This window comes from Kutzneria sp. NPDC051319, assembly GCF_040682195.1.
Taxonomy (GTDB): domain Bacteria; phylum Actinomycetota; class Actinomycetes; order Mycobacteriales; family Pseudonocardiaceae; genus Kutzneria.
Genome location: NZ_JBFBAM010000058.1, coordinates 42,877 through 61,678, shown reverse-complemented (window position 1 = coordinate 61,678; position 18,802 = coordinate 42,877). Strand labels below are relative to the sequence as shown.

Annotated in this window: 14 protein-coding genes and 1 pseudogene; 10 read left to right on the top strand and 5 right to left on the bottom strand. The window is 70.2% G+C overall.

Annotation, left to right across the window (positions count from 1 at the left end):
- Window positions 1-216 (bottom strand): annotated as a pseudogene (locus AB0M73_RS37145) (chitinase); the annotation flags it as partial.
- A gap of 393 nt (window positions 217-609) precedes the next feature.
- Between AB0M73_RS37145 and AB0M73_RS37140 the strand changes: the two are divergent.
- A complete protein-coding gene (locus AB0M73_RS37140; protein ID WP_363901279.1) occupies window positions 610-3,303 on the top strand; it encodes a glycoside hydrolase family 97 catalytic domain-containing protein in 2,694 nt (897 codons plus the stop codon).
- A gap of 133 nt (window positions 3,304-3,436) precedes the next feature.
- Complete coding sequence (locus tag AB0M73_RS37135; protein ID WP_363901276.1) at window positions 3,437-3,832, top strand: SRPBCC domain-containing protein; 396 nt, start codon at window positions 3,437-3,439, stop codon at window positions 3,830-3,832.
- Window positions 3,833-3,877: 45 nt separating this feature from the next.
- Here the strand turns inward: AB0M73_RS37135 and AB0M73_RS37130 are convergent, their stop codons facing one another.
- Entirely contained in the window at window positions 3,878-4,876 is a 999-nt protein-coding gene (locus AB0M73_RS37130) for a hypothetical protein (protein ID WP_363901273.1), read from the bottom strand.
- A 203-nt stretch (window positions 4,877-5,079) separates the two neighbouring features.
- On the opposite strand from AB0M73_RS37130, the gene AB0M73_RS37125 reads away from it, so the two are divergent.
- From AB0M73_RS37125 to AB0M73_RS37105, 5 genes are read left to right on the top strand one after another with little or no spacing between them, the layout of a single operon-like run.
- Window positions 5,080-6,063, top strand: coding sequence for a LacI family DNA-binding transcriptional regulator (locus tag AB0M73_RS37125; protein WP_363901270.1), 984 nt, complete (start codon window positions 5,080-5,082; stop codon window positions 6,061-6,063).
- Between the two features lie 8 nt (window positions 6,064-6,071).
- On the top strand, window positions 6,072-7,694 hold the full coding sequence (locus AB0M73_RS37120) for an FAD-dependent oxidoreductase (protein ID WP_363901267.1): 1,623 nt from the start codon (window positions 6,072-6,074) through the stop codon (window positions 7,692-7,694).
- 25 nt (window positions 7,695-7,719) lie between these two features.
- The gene (locus tag AB0M73_RS37115; RefSeq protein WP_363901264.1) at window positions 7,720-9,858 is read left to right on the top strand and encodes a hydantoinase/oxoprolinase family protein; all 2,139 of its coding nucleotides are present in this window, start codon (window positions 7,720-7,722) and stop codon (window positions 9,856-9,858) included.
- On the top strand, window positions 9,855-10,385 hold the full coding sequence (locus AB0M73_RS37110; protein ID WP_363901261.1) for a hypothetical protein: 531 nt from the start codon (window positions 9,855-9,857) through the stop codon (window positions 10,383-10,385). Before AB0M73_RS37115 ends, AB0M73_RS37110 begins: the two co-directional genes overlap by 4 nt.
- Window positions 10,386-10,387: 2 nt before the next feature.
- Window positions 10,388-11,668, top strand: a complete 1,281-nt coding sequence (locus AB0M73_RS37105; RefSeq protein WP_363901258.1) for a transporter — start codon at window positions 10,388-10,390, stop codon at window positions 11,666-11,668.
- On the opposite strand, the gene AB0M73_RS37100 is transcribed toward AB0M73_RS37105, so the two are convergent.
- The gene (locus AB0M73_RS37100; protein ID WP_363901255.1) at window positions 11,652-12,788 is read right to left on the bottom strand and encodes a glycoside hydrolase family 88 protein; all 1,137 of its coding nucleotides are present in this window, start codon (window positions 12,786-12,788) and stop codon (window positions 11,652-11,654) included. The genes AB0M73_RS37105 and AB0M73_RS37100 overlap by 17 nt on opposite strands.
- A 266-nt stretch (window positions 12,789-13,054) precedes the next feature.
- Here AB0M73_RS37100 and AB0M73_RS37095 point away from each other — a divergent pair, with 266 nt between their 5' ends.
- Together AB0M73_RS37095 and AB0M73_RS37090 are read left to right on the top strand one after the other, a co-directional pair.
- Window positions 13,055-14,089, top strand: a complete 1,035-nt coding sequence (locus tag AB0M73_RS37095) for a S1 family peptidase (RefSeq protein ID WP_363901252.1) — start codon at window positions 13,055-13,057, stop codon at window positions 14,087-14,089.
- A 48-nt stretch (window positions 14,090-14,137) separates the two neighbouring features.
- Complete coding sequence (locus tag AB0M73_RS37090; RefSeq protein WP_363901249.1) at window positions 14,138-16,057, top strand: hypothetical protein; 1,920 nt, start codon at window positions 14,138-14,140, stop codon at window positions 16,055-16,057.
- Here the strand turns inward: AB0M73_RS37090 and AB0M73_RS37085 are convergent.
- Together AB0M73_RS37085 and AB0M73_RS37080 are read right to left on the bottom strand one after the other, a co-directional pair.
- A complete protein-coding gene (locus tag AB0M73_RS37085; RefSeq protein ID WP_363901246.1) occupies window positions 16,044-17,618 on the bottom strand; it encodes an MFS transporter in 1,575 nt (524 codons plus the stop codon). The genes AB0M73_RS37090 and AB0M73_RS37085 overlap by 14 nt on opposite strands.
- 152 nt (window positions 17,619-17,770) lie before the next feature.
- Window positions 17,771-18,214, bottom strand: coding sequence for a MarR family transcriptional regulator (locus AB0M73_RS37080; RefSeq protein WP_363901243.1), 444 nt, complete (start codon window positions 18,212-18,214; stop codon window positions 17,771-17,773).
- A gap of 143 nt (window positions 18,215-18,357) precedes the next feature.
- On the opposite strand from AB0M73_RS37080, the gene AB0M73_RS37075 reads away from it, so the two are divergent.
- Window positions 18,358-18,786 (top strand): hotdog fold thioesterase, encoded by a 429-nt coding sequence (locus tag AB0M73_RS37075; protein WP_363901240.1) that lies wholly within the window; start codon window positions 18,358-18,360, stop codon window positions 18,784-18,786.
- Window positions 18,787-18,802 lie beyond the last annotated feature (16 nt).

Here is an 18,802-nt window from a genome sequence, read left to right as displayed (position 1 = left end):
GGTCGCGGCCATCACGACGGTCGGGTCGGGCGGGTTGTTGCTGACCGGCATGAGGTACGGCGCCGAGGCGTACCAGTTGTTGGACAGGGCGTTCGAAGCCAGGGCGTCGACGGATGGGCCGCCGGTCGGCACCACTTCGGCGGCCTCGGCCACGGCCGCCGCGCCGCAGACGGCCATGGCCGCCAGGACGGCCGCGACAAGTCGGGCTTGCTGCATCAATTCTCCTTGTGTAGAGCGGGTTCTGCCCGAGTGGGGCGGTGGGCGGGACGAGTGTCGGTCCGAGAAGGACACCCGTTCGACGCGGTGCCGAACTTGGACTAGACCAATGCGAGTGTCAAGGAGTTGGCCCGCACCGGCTCGGTTTTGGTCCGTTCGGCCGCGGCCCGGCGGCACCGTCGGAACGATCACGTTCGCCCGAGATGATCATCATGACCGGTCCATTGAGGACGGTCGGTCGAAGCGCATCCCTTGGTCCAAGTCGTGGAAATTGCAATGGCTGACACGACCGGCCAGAAGCCACCGGAAGCCTTGACCGGCCGAACGCGTGTCGAGCACGATCGAGTGAGATCAGACGCGAACCGGGCAACGAAGTCAGGGGAGAGGTGTGCTGTGCTGATCGGACGGCTCGTCGCGACCGTGCTGGTGTCCGCGTTGACTTTTGTCGGTGTGGCCGGGGTTTCCGTTGCGGCGCCACAATCAGCCGGCCGGTGGACGATCACCGCCCCGGATGGTGCGGGGCCGACGGCAACCCTGACTCTCGATGGCACGGGCACGCCGTACCTGGCCGTGAGTCGTTCCGGCGCAACGGTTCTGTTGCCCGGCCGGCTCGGTATCACGACCGCGGACCATGAGTTCGACTCGGGTCTGACCTATGTGGGACGCCGGGATCAGCTCGTGCGCCAGTCCTATCGGATGGTCACCGGCAAGCAACGTGACCGGGCAACCACCATGCGCGAGGCCACGTTCACCTTCCGGGCGGCCGACGGCGCGACTCTCGGCCTGTCCGTGCGGGTCGCCCACGACGGCGTCGCCTACCGGTACCATCTCGACGGCGCCGGCCCGATCACCGTACAGCACGAGGAATCCACCTTCGAACTGCCCGCCGACGCCGACGCCTGGGTGCAGCCCTACCGGAGCAGTTACGAGAACGAACGCACGCAAGCGACGGCCGCGACGGCCAACATCGCCACGCCGAAGACCTGCTCCGGCGCCACCTGCTCGTTCGGCTATCCGACCCTGTTCAAGGTGGGCGCCAACTATGCCCTCCTCACCGAGTCCGATGTGGACGGCCGGTATGCCGGCAGCCACCTCGACCACGTCGACGGCTCGACCGCGTACCAGGTCGCGCTGGCCGACGGCCGGCCGGTCACGGCAGCCGGGCCGTTGGACACGCCGTGGCGCACCGCGATCATCGGTGACCTGGGCACACTGGTCAGCTCCACCCTGGTGGACGACCTGGCACCACCGGCCCGGCTGGCCGACACGTCCTGGCTGCGGCCGGGCATGGCCGACTGGTCCTGGCTGAGCGACCCGGACAGCCCGAGCGACCCCGCCAAGCAGCGGCAGTTCATCGACTTCGCCGCGGCTCACGGGCTCGAGTACACGCTGGTCGACGCCGGCTGGCAGGAGAGCTGGGTGCCGGAGCTGGTCCGCTACGCCCGGGCGCGGGGCGTGAACGTGCTGCTGTGGTTCGACTGGAACGACCTTCGTACCCAGCAGCAGCGCGACAACTGGTTGCCCAAGGTGAAGTCCTGGGGCGTGGCCGGCGTGAAGGTCGACTACATGGACTCCGACGCGCAGTCGCAGTTCCAGTGGTATGACGCGATACTCGCCGACACCGCCCGACTGCACCTGATGATCAACTTTCATGGTGCGACCATTCCCCGTGGCCTGCAACGCACCTGGCCGCAGGTGATGGGCGTGGAGGCGGTGCGCGGCGAGGAGAACGGGCAGAACCCGACCAGGGACGTCTGGCTCGCGTTCACCCGGAACATCGTCGGCTCGATGGACTACACGCCGACCTGGTTCTCCCGGCCGAACCGGCAGAATTCCCTGGCCCACGAGCTGGCGCTGCCCGTCGTCTACGAGTCGGGCTGGACCCATCTCGGCGACAGCCCGGCGGGCTTCGACGCCCAGCCGGTGGGCGAGAAGTACCTCGAACAGCTGCCGACGACGTGGGACGAGACCCGCCTGGTCTCCGGCTCGCCCGAGCTGACGGCGGCCGGCAACCGGCAGGTCGTGATGGCCCGCCGCAACGGTGACCGGTGGTTCGTCGGCGGCATCCTGGCCGGCGACGCCGGCACGATGACCGCGCCGCTGGGCTTTCTCGGCCGTGGCCGTTGGCTGGTGGAGACGATCGCCGACGGTGCCAACGGCCTGGAGCGCACCACGAGAACGGTGACCTCGGCGGACTCGCTCTCGGTTGCGGCACAGGCCGACGGTGGCTTCGCCGCCGTCGCCTGCCCGGCGCGACCCGACAGGACCACCTGCGACTCACCGATCGTGCTGGTCCCTCCGACCACCTTGACGCTCACCCCGTCGACCGTGCCGGCGGACGCAGGCTCGTCGGTGTCGATCGACGCGAACTTCGTGCTGCCACAGGGCAACCCGTTGCATTCGGTGCGGATGGCCATGGACACGGCACGATTGCCGTTGTCCTGGAAGGTGTCCGGCCACAGCGTCACCGCCGAGCGACTGCCGGCCGGCCGGGTGTTGACCGGCCACTGGCAGGTGACGCTGCCGGTCGATCAGCAGGCAGCGGTGGTGGAGGTGCCGGTCGTGGTCACCTACGGCAATCCGGCCGGCCGGGGAGATGCGATCCACGTCGAGCAGGTGGTCACGGTGACGGTGCCGCCGCACGGCAGCGTGCAGGTCAGCGATCTGCCGTTCGTCTCGGCGAGCAATGGATGGGGTCCGGTCGAACGGGATCTGTCCAACGGTGAGACGGGGGCGGGCGACGGCAAGCCCATCACCCTGCGCGGCACGGTCTATCCGAAGGGACTCGGCGCCAACGCGGTCAGCGATGTCTCGGTGTTCCTCGGCGGCAGGTGCGGGACATTCACCTCGACCGTCGGCATCGACGACGAAGTCGCGGCGTCCGGTCAAGGCAGCGTGACCTTCACGGTGCTCGGTGACGGAGTCCAGCTCGCGACCACGCCGGTGATCCGCTATGCCGACGGCGCCAGGCAGGTCACCGCCGACGTGACCGGCGTGCAGAAGCTCGATCTCGTGGTCGGCGACGGCGGCGACGGACCGGCCTTCGACCACGGCGACTGGGCCGCACCGATGCTGCACTGCGGGTAGTTCTCGCTGTCGCGCGCACCGGCGCCGTGATTGCTCGCCGGTCGGCGTTGACGCTCGACCGTCCGGCAGACACACTCTGGCCAGCGCGGTCCGGCCCTCGGCGGCGCGGACCGGGACGACAAGGAGATTGCCGGTGGGCGAGTTCACCGTGACCCGGACGTTGGCGGCCCCGTGCGAGCGGGTGTGGCAGGTCTTGACGCAGGCTCCGCATTTCGAGCGCTGGTTGCCGGCCAAGCCGGGAACCGCGGTGCTGGATGTGCGCACCGGTGGTTCCTGGCAGGCTACCGTCGTGTCGGAAGGCGGGGAAGAGATTCCCTTGACCGGGCGCTACGACGAGGTGCGTGCGGCCGAACGCCTGGTGATGACGGTACCCGGCGACGCCGTCACCGAGATCACGCTGGCCGCTGCCGGTGACACCACCGAGATCGCCTACACCTTCGACGTGCCTGAGGACATGCACGGGATGGTTGAGGCGAGCGTCGACACCGTGCTGGGCAAGGTGTCGCAGGTCCTCGACGAACTGGGCTAGCGCGCGAGTGCCGTTCGGCGCCCCGCCAGCACCCACCCGAAACGGTCAGACCGCGCGGGCGATCGCGATGGAACCGGCGAGCCGCTCGCCTGCCTCGTAGAACATGTACTCCTTGCCGTCCATGGTGCCGAACGAGGCCGAGGCGCACCGGCCGTTGTCGGGCGCGCCGGCCAGCGGGGCGTGGAACACGCCGAGATGGTTGCGCTTGCTGAAGTCGTTGCCCACCTCGGTGATCAGCATGTTTCCGCCCGCCTCGATGTTCTCGTGGTAGACGACGTACGTGGAGTTGTTGCGCTGCACCACCGCCGGCGAGCCCAGGTTGCTCGCGCCGACCTCTTCCGGCCGGATCAGCGGGGTTTGCGAGAAGGTCCAGTCACGGGCGTCGGCCGACCAGCCCCAGCCGATCGTGCGGTGGTTGGTGCTGTTGTTGATCATGAAGACCATCACGTACTTCGCGCCCAACGCGGGAAGATTCTGTTCGAACACGCGTGCGTAGGAGGTTTCGGTGGTGCCCGCGGGCAGCATCGAGGTGGAGAGCACGACCTTGTCGTAGCTGAACGTGACGCCGTCCTTCGAGCGGGCGAGGCGGGTCGTGGTGTTCTCGCCGTGGAAGTACAGCCACATCTCGCCGGCTTGCGCGTTCCACAGCACGTGCGGTGAGGATACGTGGGAGACGGTGTAGTACGGACTCCACACGTTCTTCACGATCGGGTTGTGCGGGTACTCGGTGAAGGGGCCTTCCAGACTGTCGCCGTAGCACAGGCAGATGCCGCCCGGGGCGTCGTGAGGGGCGTAGTAGAGGTAGTAGCGGCCCAACGGATTCGCCACCCGCCCCGCAGTGCCGCGGATACACGGGAAGATCAGCTCGCCGGTCGGGTTGTACCTGAACTTGGTTTTGTCGAAGGCCGTGCGCAGGTAGCGGTAGTCGGGGAACCCGGCGGGCGCGGCACTCGCGGACACGGCGCCCAGCATGGGCAGCGCGGCCAGGCTCACACCCGCTCCGGCGACGGCGCGCAGGGCTGCGCGACGGGAAATATCGGTCATGCGGCAACTCCCTCTGATCGGCGGCGACCCATCGCGACTGTTGGACGGCCGGCTCGCCGTGTCAAGGTGCTGATACGTATTAGTCCACGTCCGGCGCAGACAGGACACAAAAGGGCCGGCCACTTGAATCCGGTGCGGGCTGCGCAGATCCTCGGCTGATCCGCATTAGCGCCGGGAGGTGTGGAATGACAGCACGGGGACGAATGCCGAGGCAGACCGACATCGCCCGCGTCGCCGGGGTGTCGCAGGCCACCGTGTCGGTCGTGCTCGCGAGGAACCGAGCGGTGCGGATGGCCGAGTCCACCCGGCGCCGGGTGCTGGAGGTCGCCGAGGAACTGGGTTACGTGCCGCACCCCGTGGCCACCCGGCTGGCCTCGTCGCGGGCCAACCTGCTCGGCCTCTACACGTTCCGCGCCGCGTTCCCTACCGACGAGGCGGATTCCTACCACCCGATCCTGTCCGGGGTCGAGGAGCAGGCCGCGGCGCTCGGCCAGGACCTGATCCTGTTCACCGGCACGAGCGGGCCGGAGGCCGTGCAGGAGGCGGCGATCCGCCGCACCCGCATGGCCGACGGCTGCCTGTTCTTCGGCCGGCACGTGCCGGAAGGTCCGGTGTCGCGGCTGGTCGGCTCGGAGTTTCCGCTGGTCTACATCGGACGGCGGCCCGAACTCGACGGGCGGATCCCGTATGTCGGCGCCGATTACGTCACGGCGTCGGCGCAGGTGCTGGAGCGCCTGGTCGGCCTGGGACACCGCCAGATCCGCTATGTGCGCGAACCGGACGAGGCGCCTTCGTCGGAAGACCGTCAGCTCGGGGTGCTGCGTGCGGCGCCGCACACCGCCGTCGTCCGGCTCGGCGAGCCTGAGCTGCCGGTGGCCACGGTGCGGGGCTGGATGGCCGAGGGCGTCACGGCTTTGGTCGTGGAGGGAACCGACACGGGCGCGGCCTACCGTGCGGTGCGCGCGGCGGTCGACGCAGCCGGTCTGTCCACTCCGGACGACCTGTCGCTGGCCGTGCTGGGCGGTCCGGCCGGCGTGAGCGGTTTCGAGGTCCCCATGCGGGAGATGGGCCGGCGTGCGGTGCGCCTGCTCATCGATCTCGTCACCGGCAGGACGAGCACACCGCAGCAGCTGCTGCGGTGTCGACCGGTGGCCGGCTCTGAGGTCGGCCCACCACCATCCCGTTAGGACGGACCATGCCTGAACTCGGCGCCGATATCCTGGTCGCGGGGGGCGGGGTGGGCGGCGTCGCCGCCGCGCTGGCCGCCGCCTCGGCGGGGCATCACGTCGTGCTGACCGAGGAGACGGACTGGCTCGGCGGCCAGTTCACCGCGCAGGCGGTGCCCCCGGACGAGAATCCCTGGATCGAGCGTTTCGGCGGCACAGCCACCTATCGACGGTTCCGGGAGGGGGTGCGCGACTACTACCGCCGGCACTACCCGTTGCGGGCGGAAGCCATTGCGTTGCCCGAACTGAACCCGGGCGCCGGACGGGTGAGCAAGCTGTGTCACGAACCGCGGGTGGCCCTCGCGGTGCTGGAGACGATGCTGGCCCCGCACCGCGCCGCCGGACGCGTCACCGTGCTGCTGCGGCATCGTCCCGTCGCGGCCGACGTCGACGGCGACCGGGTCGAGGCCGTCACGTTCGAGGGCCCGGGCGGGAAACGCACCACGGTGCGGGCCGCGTACGTGCTCGACGCGACGGAGAACGGCGACCTGTTGCCACTGACGGGAACCGAGTTCGCGATCGGGGCCGAGGCCCAGGCCGAGCACGGCGAGCCGCACGCGCCGGAGAAGGCGGATCCCGGCAACCTCCAGGGCATCACCTACTGCTTCGCCCTCTCGCACCACGCCGGGCAGGACCACACCATCGACCGGCCCCCGATGTACGGCTTCTGGCGCGACTACACCCCGGAGTTCTGGCCGGGCCCGCTGCTCGGGTTCCTCGCCCCGGATCCCAGATCGCTGGAGCCGGTCGGCCGCACCTTCGAGCCCAACCCGGCAGCCGATCCGCTGGCGATCAGCGCCGACCAGAGCGCCGACGCGGGCGACAGGGAGCTGTGGGGCTTCCGACGGATCCTGGCCCGCAAGCTGCACCGGCCGGGCGCCTTCGACTCCGACATCACACTGGTGAACTGGCCCCTCAACGACTACTGGCTGCGGCCCGCCGTCGAGATCGAGGGCGTGAACACCGCGGCGGACGTGGTGCGGGCGCACCACGAGGCCAGGCAGCTGTCGCTGTCGGTGCTGTACTGGCTGCAGACCGAGGCGCCACGGCTGGACGGTGGCACCGGGTTTCCGGGGCTGAAGCTGCGGCCGGACGTGGTCGGCACCGACGACGGCCTGGCCAAGTCCGCCTACGTGCGGGAGGCCCGGCGCATCCGGGCCGTGACGACGGTCGTCGAGCAGGACGTGTCGCTGGCCGTCCAGGGGCCGACCGGACGCAAGCGGCACGAGGATTCCGTCGGCGTCGGCAGCTACCGGCTCGACCTGCACCCGTCCACCTCCGGGGACAACTACATCGACGTGCCGAGCGTGCCGTTCGAGCTACCGCTCGGCGCGTTGTTGCCGCGCCGGATGCGGAACCTGTTGCCCGCGGGCAAGAACATCGGCACGACCCACATCACCAACGGCTGCCACCGCTTGCATCCCGTGGAGTGGAACATAGGGGAGGTCGCCGGCCATCTCGCGGGCTTCGTGCTGCGCGAGGGCGGCGAGCCGCATCGCGTCCGCGAGGATCCGGCGGTGTTCGACGAGTTCGCGCGGCTGCTGGACCGGGCCGGTGTCGAGCGGCGCTGGCCCGAGGTCCGGGGCTACTGACCATCACCCACAGGAGGTGCGGACAATGGCGTTGCGTCCCGGTCCGGTGCGCATCGGCATCGACGTCGGTGGCACGTTCACCGACGCGGTCGCCGTCGACGCGCGGTCCTTCGAGCTGCTCGGGAAGGTGAAGGTCCCGACCAGCCACGACCACGAAGACGGTGTCGTCCACGGCATCCTGGAAGCGCTGGAGAAGCTGCGGGCCGACGTCGGGATCGGCGCACGTGACGTGTCCTTTCTGGCGCACGGCACCACCCAGGCGACCAATGCGCTGCTGGAGGGCGACGTCGCGACGGTCGGCATCGCCGGCGTCGGCACCGGGTTCGACGCCTTCGCGACCCGTCGGCTGAGCGCGTTCGCGAAGATGGAGCTGGCGCCGGGGCACCGGCTGCCGGTGCGGTTCGCGGCCGTGCCCGACCTCGCCGCCGCGGGCGCGGCGGTCGAGGCGCTCGCGGCCCTGGGTGCCGAGGTGGTCGTTGCCGTCGAGCCGTTCAGCGTGGACGACCCTGATGGGGAGCTGGCGGTCGTGACCGCGGCGCGGCAGCGGGGCGTGCTCGCCACGGCCACGCACGAGATCACCGGTCTGTACGGGCTGACCAAGCGGGCGCGCACCGCCGTGCTCAACGCCGGCATCATGCCGCGCATGGTCTCGACCGCCGACCTGGTTGAGACCGGCGTGGAGCGCGCGGGGATCACCGCGCCGCTGATGGTGGTGCGCGGCGACGGCGGTGTCATGTCGTTGCCGGAGATGCGTCGTCGGCCGCTGCTGACGGCGTTGTCCGGGCCGGCCGCAGGCGTGGCGGGGGCGCTGATGAGTGAGCGGCTCAGTGAGGGAGTGTTCCTGGAAACCGGGGGCACCTCGACCGACATCAGCGTGGTCCGGCGCGGCCGGGTGCAGGTGCGGCACGCACGTCTCGGCGGGTACGAGACGTACTTGCCGGCGCTCGACGTGCGCACCGTCGGTGTCGGCGGCGGCTCGCTGGTCCGGTTCTCCGGACATGCGGTGACCGGCGTCGGGCCGCGCAGTGCCCACATCGCGGGCCTGCGGTACGCGTGCTTCGAGCCGGCGTCCGCGCTGGCCGGGGCGAAGTTGGTGGTCGTGTCGCCGCGGCCGGGCGACTCGCCCGACTACGTGGCGCTCGAAGTGGCCGGCGGGCGTCGCTACGCGCTCACGCTGACGTGCGCGGCCAACGCACTGGGAGTGGTGCCGGCCGGAGCCTACGCCCACGCGGACGCCGAATCGTCGAGGTTGGCGATGCAACCGCTCGCCGCGGCATTGGGAACGTCGGTCGAGAAGGCCGCGCGAATGGTGTTGCGGCAGGCGGTCAAGCCGATCCGCGCGGTCGTCGACGACCTGGTCCGCGCCTACCGGTTGGATCGGCCCACCCTGGTCGGCGGTGGTGGTGGCGCCGCTTCGGTGACGCCTTTCCTGGGCGGCGACTCCGAGTACGAGTGGCGGATCGCCGCGCACGCGGAGGTGATAAGCCCCCTCGGCGCCGCACTCGCCCTGGTGCGGGAGTCGGTCGAGCGCATCGTGCCGAATCCGTCCAATGTGGACATCCTGGCCGTGCGCGCGGAGGCCGAGTCGGCCGTCGTGGCCCAGGGCGCCGACCCGGCGGGCGTCGAGGTGGACGTGACGGTGGACCCGTTGCGCAATCTGGTGCGCGCGGTCGCCACCGGGGCCACCGAGCTGCGCACCAAGGACCGGTCGTCCACTGTGGACGACGACGGGGTGCTGACCGCGGTGGCACGAAGCATCGGTGTCGCCCCGGAGGAGGTACGGGAACGAGCGGCGACCGCGCAGCACCGCGTGTTCGGCGCGCGGGCTCCTCGCTCCGGTGTCTTCGGCCGTTTCACGCGGCCGGTCGAGCACGTGCGGGTCGTCGATGGCGAGGGCGTGATTCGTTTCCACAGTGCCGGTGCCGTGGTGGAGACCACCGACGCCGGTTCGGCGCAGGCTCGGCTCGCGACCCTGGTCGAGCGGCACACCCGCTACGGCGACGGCGGTTCACGCGCCCCGGCGGTGTGGCTGCTGGTGGGGCCGAGGATCGTCGACCTGTCCGGCGTGCTCGACCGCGATCAGCTGGTCGCGCTGGCGGGTGCCGAACTGAAATCCCGCGCGGACGACGAGCCGGTGGTCGTGCTCCTGGAGGATCGCCGATGAGCGCCGGAAGCTCCGACCTGGACCTGGCGACCCGCCTGCTGCGGGCGACTCCCACGCACGAGCACCGCGCCGTGGAGCAACTGCGTGCCTGGGCTGGCGTCGCGCTCGCTTACGGTGACGAACTGGCTGCCGGGGCCGACATCGACACGGGCGACGTCCGCGTCGTCGAACGCGAAGGCGGGGTCGGTGACGGCGAACTGCTGCTCGCCGAATACAGCCGCGGCGCCGTGACGCTCTACACCGACTCCCTGCGCCGCGTGGAGGAACTCGCCCGCGCCAAGGGCTGGCCGGTCACCGGGGAGTCGCTGCGCCGGGCCGCCGTGGCGCACGAACTCGCGCACCACCGGCTCGATGTGCGTGAACTCAACCGCCGGCTCGGGCACACCGCGGCGCGGCTCGGACCGTTCCGCGTACGCGGACATGTGGCCGGCGCGGACGAGATCGCCGCGCACCGCTTCGCCCACCACCGCAGCGGTCTCGGCGTGAGCCCGCTGTTGATCACCGCTGCGCTGGCGGAAGGATACTGACCATGGGTATCGCGATTCTGGTGCTGATGGCCGTCGGGGTGGTGCTGATGCTCACCCGCGTCCTGCCCACGGCGTTCGCGCTGGTGCTCCTCGCGCTCGGCATCGCCCTGCTGGCCGGTGCCCCGTTCACCGGCGCGACGAACAGCATCCTCACGAGCGTGTTGCAGACCGGTTCCGCCGCGCTGGCGTCCACGATGATCGCCGTGCTGCTGGGCTCCTGGCTCGGCACGCTGATGGACGAGTCGGGCATCGCCGGCACGCTCGTGCGCAAGATCGTGGAGTTCGGCGGGGAGCGCCCGTCGTTCGTCGCGCTCGGCGTGTTCGCCGTCTCCATCCTGTGCGGCAGCATCACCGGCTCAGCCCCGGCGGCGATGTTGGCCGGCGTGGTCGGCATCCCGGCGATGATCGCGGTCGGGGTGCGTCCGGTGGCCGCCGGCGGCACGGTGCTGATGGGCATCTCGGCGGGTTCGCCCCTGGAGCTGCCGGTGTGGCAGTTCCTGTCCGACGCCGTCGGCGCGCCGGTCGGCGACGTGCAGTCGATCATGGTGCGCCTGTTCCCGATGGCACTGGTCGTGGGCATCGTCTACGTGTTCGTGGAGACCCGCCGGACCCGGCACGCCTGGGCGGTGCGGCTGGACCGGCCGAAGGCCCGCGTCCGCCGCGGTGACGCGCCGTGGTACGCGCTGATCACGCCGCTGGTGCCGATCGTGCTGGCACTGGGCCTGGCGGTGCCGATCGTCCCGTCGCTGCTGGCCGGCGTCGTCTTTGCGCTGGTGACCACCACGCGGTGGGGCGAGCTCAACGGACGCGCCCTGCGCTCGCTGTACAAGGCGTTCGAGGTCGCGGCGCCGCCGATCGCGCTGTTCGTGGCCATCGGGATGCTGCTTGCCGCGGTCAAGCTGCCCGGCGCCAAGAACGCGCTGACCCCGGTCGTGTCCGCGATCAGCCCGTCCGGCGCCGGGTGGTTCGTGGTGGTCTTCGCGTTGCTCGTCCCGCTGTGCCTGTTCCGTGGACCGCTCAACGTGTTCGGCCTCGGCGCCGGCGTCGCGGGCGTGCTGGTGACCGGCGGCATCTACCCCCTGCCGGCCGTGGTCGGGTTGATGGCCTCCTACAACCAGGTGTTCGGCGTGTCCGATCCGACGAGCACCCAGACGGTCTGGGCGGCGCAGTACGCGGGCGTGCGGCCGGAGCGTGCGATGGTCTCGACCCTGCCCTACACCTGGGTGGTGGCCATCGGCGGCATGGTGTTGACGGCGGTGCTGTACCTCACGCCGCAGCCATGATCTGCTCGTTGAGGTAGAGGAACGCGCCGATGCCGTGGAAGTCGTTGGTGGCGCGTGGCCGCGCTAGGTAGTAGGCCGCGTCACCAACGCTGGTCCCGGTGCCGATCAGGGTGATCTGAGTGGTTCCGCCATCGGCGATCGAGACACGGTCGCGCACGCCGGCGTATCCGCTGTCGACCACCGGCTGGTACTGCCGTCCGATATAGCCGCGCTGGACCGCACGGGAGAGCACGTAGGTGTAGAGGCTCGAACACGAGGTCTCGGTCCAGTTTCCGGCGAGCGTGGGCTTGACCGGCAGTTGGAACCACCGACCGGTCGCGGGATCCTGCCACTTCCGGTAGCCGTCGGCGAGGTGGCGCACGATGCCGATCAGCGCGCGGCGATCCGGTGACGTCCGGGGCAGTGCGTCGAGGACGTCGACAGTCGCCGCGCCGAACCAACCGACCGCGCGGCACCACACCTCGGGAGAAAGCCCGGTGGCCGGGTCGGCCCAGCTCTGCGTCCGGGTTTCGTCGTAGGCGTGGTAGAGCAGCCCGCTCGGATCTTCGAGGTGGCTGAAGTAGGTGAGCAACTGTTTCGCCGATTGTGTGGCGGCGAAGGAATCCCCGGTGGCCGCACCGTAGTTCGCGAGGAACGGGGTGAGCATGAACGCGCCGTCGGCCCACAGTTGCCCGGTGAACCCGGTGTTGTGGATGAAGCCGCCGTCAGACGTTCGCGGGTAGGTGTCCAGCCTGGTGCGAATGCGCGTGGCGGCCAGTGAGTAGCGGGTGTCTCCGCTTTCCCGGGCGAGGACCAGGAAGACGTTGCCGGCGAGCATGCTGTCGAGATCGTTGTAAGGATTGCCGGTGTCGCCGTCCGGGGCGACCTTCGCGGCTCCCCACGCCTCGATGTAGTCGAGATAGCGCTGGTCGTGTGTGCGCTGGTAGACGCGGTAGAGGCCGAGCAGGAACAGGGCGTCGGTGTAGCCCAGCCCCAGCGACGCCGCGGGGTGGGCGGTGATCGTCGAGTCCGCGACCGCTCGGGACAGGTCGGCGCGCGGCGCGGCGGCCGCCGTCGGGCTCAGCAGCGCGACTGCGGTGAGAATGGTGCACAGCAAACGGAACACCGTGCGGATCGCCAAGAAAACCAGCTCCTCTGCCGGGTCGGGTGCGGCTGGCCACCGGTGGTGGTGTGCCACCGGCACTTCCGCGATCGTCGGGGCAATCGGCCGGCGCGGTCAACCGCCCGTCGGGTAACCGCGCAGGACAGAAAGCCGGACTGATATTATTTCCGACTCCGGCTCGTTGACTTCGCCCGATGGCTGCGGTTTTACTGCTTCGGCTGGGTGTTCCCGCCGTTTCCACCGCTTGTGCGGTGTCCTGCCGCGCGTCCTGTTGAGGAGGCATCATGAGCAGAACCGGGTCCGTTGTCACCTCCGCCTCGCTCGTCGCGTTGGCGGCGCTCACCGCGTTGGCGGCGCCGGGCGCACAGGCCGCACCGGACACCGCCCGGCAGGTTGCCGCGCTGGCCACGCGGCTCGGCGTGGACAGCCCTGGGTCCTATGTGGACAACAGCGGCCAACTGGTGGTCACCGTGACCCGCGAGGCGGACGCCGCGACCGTGCGGGCCGCCGGAGCGCGGGCGCGGGTGGTCGCACGCAGCGCCGCGCAGCTCCGGGCCGCCACGGCCGAACTCGATCACACAGTCGCCTTTCCCGGCACGTCGTGGGGTGTCGACCCGGTCGCCGACCAGGTCGTGGTCACGGCCGACAGCACCGTGACCGGGTCCACGCTCGATCGGCTGAAGTCGGTGGTGTCGGCACTCGGCGCGGCCGCCCGGCTGGAGCGGACCGCTGGCGAGTACCGGACCACGATCGCCGGCGGCGACGCCATTCTCGGCGGGGGAGTCCGGTGCTCGCTCGGCTTCAATGTGAAGAAACCCGGCACCAGCACCGCGTACCTGCTCACCGCGGGCCACTGCGGCAACGTCGCGAGCACCTGGGCGACCTCCGGCGGCCAGATCATCGCCGCCCGGGTGGGCACCAGCTTCCCGGACAACGACTTCTCGCTCTTCCAGTACACGAGCGCCATCGACCGGCCGGGCACCGTGGACCTCTACGACGGCACGCAACGCGACATCTCCGGCGCCGGCAACGCCGTGGTGGGCCAAACAGTGGGCCGCAGCGGCAGCACCAGCGGCCTGCACCGAGGCACGGTGACACAAGTGAACACCACCGTGCACTACAGCGACGGCACCACCGTCAACGGCATGATCGCGACCACGGTCTGCGTGGAGGCCGGCGACAGTGGTGGCCCGCTGTTCGCCGGCAACACCGCGCTGGGGCTGACCTCCGGCGGCAGCGGCGACTGCACCAGCGGCGGGCAGTCCTTCTACCAGCCCGTCACCGAGGCGCTCAGCGCCTACGGAGTGAGCGTCTACTGAGCGCCTTGGTGCTTGTCGCCCAACGGGATCCGTACGAAGGAGCCGACCATGCTGTTGTCGAGGCGAGGAATGCTGCTCGGAACGGCAGGGCTGGGGGCGGCTCTCGGGCTCGGTGCCGGGCCGACCGCGGCTGCCGCTGTGCCGCCGCCTGCCGGCCCGTTCCCGTCGCTGCCGGCCCTGCCGGCCGGAGCGCCGGTGCGCCGCTTGTTCGCGCCGCTGGAGCAGAGGTTCGCGTCTTACCTGGTGATTCTGCCCGGCATGGCCAACGACGTCGAGGTCACCGACCTGGCGACGCTCGGCTATCTCGGCGGCGGGTGGTGGCGCACGCCGAGCACGCCCACCAACGCACGCGTGCAGGAGCACGTGTACACGTTCAGCTGGTTCCTCGCGAACTGCCGGCCATGGAACCCCTACTCAGGCAGTGTGCCACTGCGCAACCGGCTCGATGCCGCCATCGCCCACTACCTCGACCTGCAACACGCGGACGGTTCGTGGCCCGAGTACAGCAGCACGGAGGAGTCCAAGGCGGCGACCGGGTTCGGCATCGGCTACCTGGCCAAGACGCTGCGGAATCTCCGCCAGGCCACCGTGCTCGGGTCGCGGCGCGGCGAGATCGCCACCGCGTTGCACAGCGGCATGAGCTGGTTCCTGAACCCGGACAACCCGATCTGGGCGTCGCCGATCCAGTACGCGAACCAGAACGCGGCGGGCCTGTCTGGCGCGACGCTGGCGCTGGGGCTCGACCCGGACCCCGCCATGCGGGCGAAGCTCGCCGAACGCATCGCCTACCTGGCCGCGCACGGACAGAGCCCGGCCGGGTTCTTCTACGAACCGACCGGCATGGACATCAACTACAACTTCGAGGTCCTGCTCCCGGAGATCGCCGAGATCCACGTGCTGACCGGCGACCGGACAGTCGTGTCGATGGCCGCGAGGTTCGCCGAGTGGTTCGGCTACAACGTGCTGCGTGAGCCGGACGCCACCGGCTCGCTGACCTACGTCGGCATGTCCGCGCGCACCACCGTCACCGGCTACGACGACGTGGTGCCCGATCCCGACCGCACCAACCTGGGTTCCTTCTTCGTTCCCGAAGTGCCCGCGCTCGCACCGTTCTTCACCTCCGCCGAGGACCGGGCGGCCACCCGGGCGGCCTGGCATGCCGATCCCTCCCCAGTGGCGCCACTGGCCAAACAGGACACCTCACCGCGGATCATCGCGCACGCGCCCTACGGTGAGGCGCTGCCGTCCGCATCCACGAAACGCCAGGCGATCCGGCAGCTGCCCTACCTGCGCAGCACCGATTTCGCCGTCCAGCGCAAGGACACCGCGACCGACCAGACCTACACCTACGTGCGCCGGCCCGCGTTGTACCTGGCCGCCTTCTTCGGGACGCGGCCGTCGGAGCATGTGCGAGCCTCCGCCGGGCTGCTCTGGCACCCGGCAGCGGGCACGATTGTGCAGAGTCAGCAGGACGACGCCATGTGTTGGGCCAGTCTGCTGCCCAACGGCAACCCGGACGCGCGCAGTCTCCTGACGGCGAGCTACCGCGTCGGCGACCGGGCCTGGAACGGGGATGCGGTCCAACCGCGCTCCGCGCCGGTGACGGTCGACTATGCGTTGCCGGACGGCCGGATCAGTACCCGGCTCACCATCACGCGGAACACTGTGACGCGTGCGGTGCAGGGCACGAGCATGCTCACCGAGCAAGTTCCACTCGTGCTCAAGCCGACGGACATCGTCACGTTCGCCGGTGGGGCTCCGGTCGTGTTCGGACAGAACTCGTCGGCGACCGCGACCTGGCTGATGATCCGTCGTGGCACGAGCACGATCACCATCGAATGGGGTTGCGGGCTGGCCGCCTCGGTGACCGCGACCGACGTCACGATCCTGCGCACGGGCGGACGGCGGCTGCACGTGCTTCGCGTTCCGCACGGCGGCACCCTCACCACGACGATCACGTTGTCCTGAGCCCCAGGGACTCCTCGGTGACCATGGTGTCAGCACGTCCGCCTCGAAGGGCGACCGCTGCCAGCACCCCGGCGACCAGGGCCGCCGCGCCGCACACGAGGTAGCCGATCGAATACCCGTTGCCCAGGGCGTCCACCGCGAGTGCGGCGGCCTGTCCGGGCGGGCTGGCCGGCGGCACCGAGTTGACGGCGAGCGGACCGCCTTCCTGCGCTACGGCTGACGCGGCGCCCTTAACCTGAGGGGCGAGGGAGGAAGCCGCCAGGTTGGTGTCGAACACAGAGGCGGCGCGGCTGAGGGCGACCGCCCCGATGATGGCGGGGCCGAGGGTGAAACCGAGGTCGCGCAGCAGGCTGGTGGAGGCGCTGGCCATGCCCGCGAAATGGATCGGCACGGTGTTCACGGCGGTCGCGGTGATCGAGGAGACGGTCAGGGCGAAACCGATGCCGACCAGGGCCAGGGGCAGGATCAGGGACGTCAGCGCCGTGTCGTGCACGTCGAGGCCGGCCGCGAGGAAGTCGCCGACGGCCATCAGCAGCAGGCCGGCGCCGAGCAGCCAGCGCGGGTTCACCCGCTCCAACAGCCGGGACGTCAGGGGCGCCTGCACCAGGGTGATGCCGTTGAGCAGCACGAACGCCACCGAGGTGCGCAGCGGGCTCTGGTGCTGGATCGGGCCGAGCCGAATGCTGGTGGCGTACGCGGTGCCGAGGAAGCTGAACATGCCGACCACGGCGATGATCGAGGCGACGGTGAATGCCCGGTTCCGGAACAGGTCCAGTCGCAGCATCGGCGCGCGGGCGCGGCTCTCCGCGACCACGAACAGCACGAGGAACACGGCGGCGACGACGAAGGCGATGATCACCGACGGCGCCGACCACCCGTCGCTCTCGCCCTGGATGACCGCGTAGAGCAGGGCGAACAGTCCTATCAGGATGGTGACCTGGCCGCCCCAGTCCAGCGATCTGCCCTGCGGCGCGCTGGAGTTCTTGGCCAGCAGCTGGGAAACGACGGTGCTGAGCACCGCGAGGACGGTGACAACCACGAACGCCGCACGCCAGGACCCGTTGCCGGCGGCGACACCGGCGACGACGGGGGCGACGAAGCCGCCGCTGGACAGCGCGGCCGCCCAGGTCGCGATGCTCCGCGCCCGGTCCCGTGCGGTGTGCGTGCCGGCCGCGATCATCGCCAGCGAGGTCGGGAACACGGCCGCCGCGCCGAGACCGGCGATGGCCTGGCCGACCCACAGCAGGTCGATGCCGCCGGCCGCGGCGGCGACGATCTCGCCGAGCACGATCAGTGCCGAGCCGCCGACCAGCAGTCTCTTGCGGCCGAACAGGTCGCCGAGCACGCCGAAGGTCAGTTCGAGCACGGTGACCGGCAGCAGGAACGCGTCGGAGATCCAGGTCAGCTGGGAGCCGATCGGGTGCAGATCGGACTGGAACAGCCCGTTGAGCACCGCGGGCATGGCCAGCGCGATCTGGGCGAGACAGACCGCGAGACAGCTGGCGATCAAGGTGCCCGGGCCGAGGGAGCGCGTCGTGTTTGGTGAGTCGATCTGGCTCATCTGGTCACCGTCCTCGCGGGTCGCGGGTGCTGCTCTGCACTCACGACGTGGAGGGTGGCACAGAATCCGGCGAACGTACAGGATTCCTGTCAAACAGGTTTCCTGTTGATTGTGCGGCTCGTCCATTCGGTCGAGCGGGCTCGCGCGATGGGTCAGTGCGGCGGAGTGTCGGTCAGGGCCGCCCGGCACTCGTACATGTAGTCGCGCAGGTGGGCGGCCTGCTGTGGCGTCAGGCGGGACAGCATGCGTGTCTCGAGATCGGCGACGTCGTGACGGTGGCGGTCCAGCAGTTCTCGGCCGGCGGCGGTCAGCCGGAGCTTGAGCCGGCGCCGGTTCGTCTGATCGCGGCACCGGCTGATCAGGCCGCGGTCAAGGAGGGCGGCGACCATGTCGGCCATCGTCTGGGTGGTGACGAACGAGTTGCGGGCCAGTTCCGCCGAGGACATGTCGGTTCGCCGCTCCAGCACGGTCAGCGCGGTGTACTGCAGGGCGGTGATGCCGGACGGTCTGAGCAGGCCGTCCAGCTGCGCGCGGACCGCGAGTTCGACCTGCTTCATCACGTACAGCAGGGTCGGCTCGGCACGCCCGGTCGACATGGGGTCATCTTCGCCATGCATGTGTCCGATTACAACAGAACCCGCCGCCGGAAGGTGGTGTCGGTGGCGGCCAGGCGTGCCGTATATGTGACGTAAGCCAGACGATAGTCAACAACTTGTCATTTGTGTGGCATCATCGGGCCATGGCCACCACGTCAGGCGTCCCAGCCGGACCAGACCTCGGCGCTGCGCTCATGGCCGACGACCATGCCGCTCGGGCGCTGGGCATCACGATCGAGGTGTCCGCTCCCGGGGCCGCGACGGCACGGATGTCGACCTCGCCGGAGATGGGGAACGGTCACGGCATCGTGCACGGCGGCTACGTGTTCACGCTCGCCGACACGGCCTTCGCGTTCGCCCTGAACAGCCACGGCCTGCCCGGCGTGTCCGTGCACGCGGACATCGCCTTCCTGCTGCCCGCTCGCGTCGGCGTCGAGCTCGCCGCGCACGCCACGGAGCGCGTCTTCGACGGGCGGGCCGGGATCTACGACGTCGAGGTGCGGGACGACGACGGCGCACTGCTGGCCGAGGTCCGCATCCACGGCCGTATTCCTTCCGCCCGCACGCCTTGAGGGGCTGAGACCACAC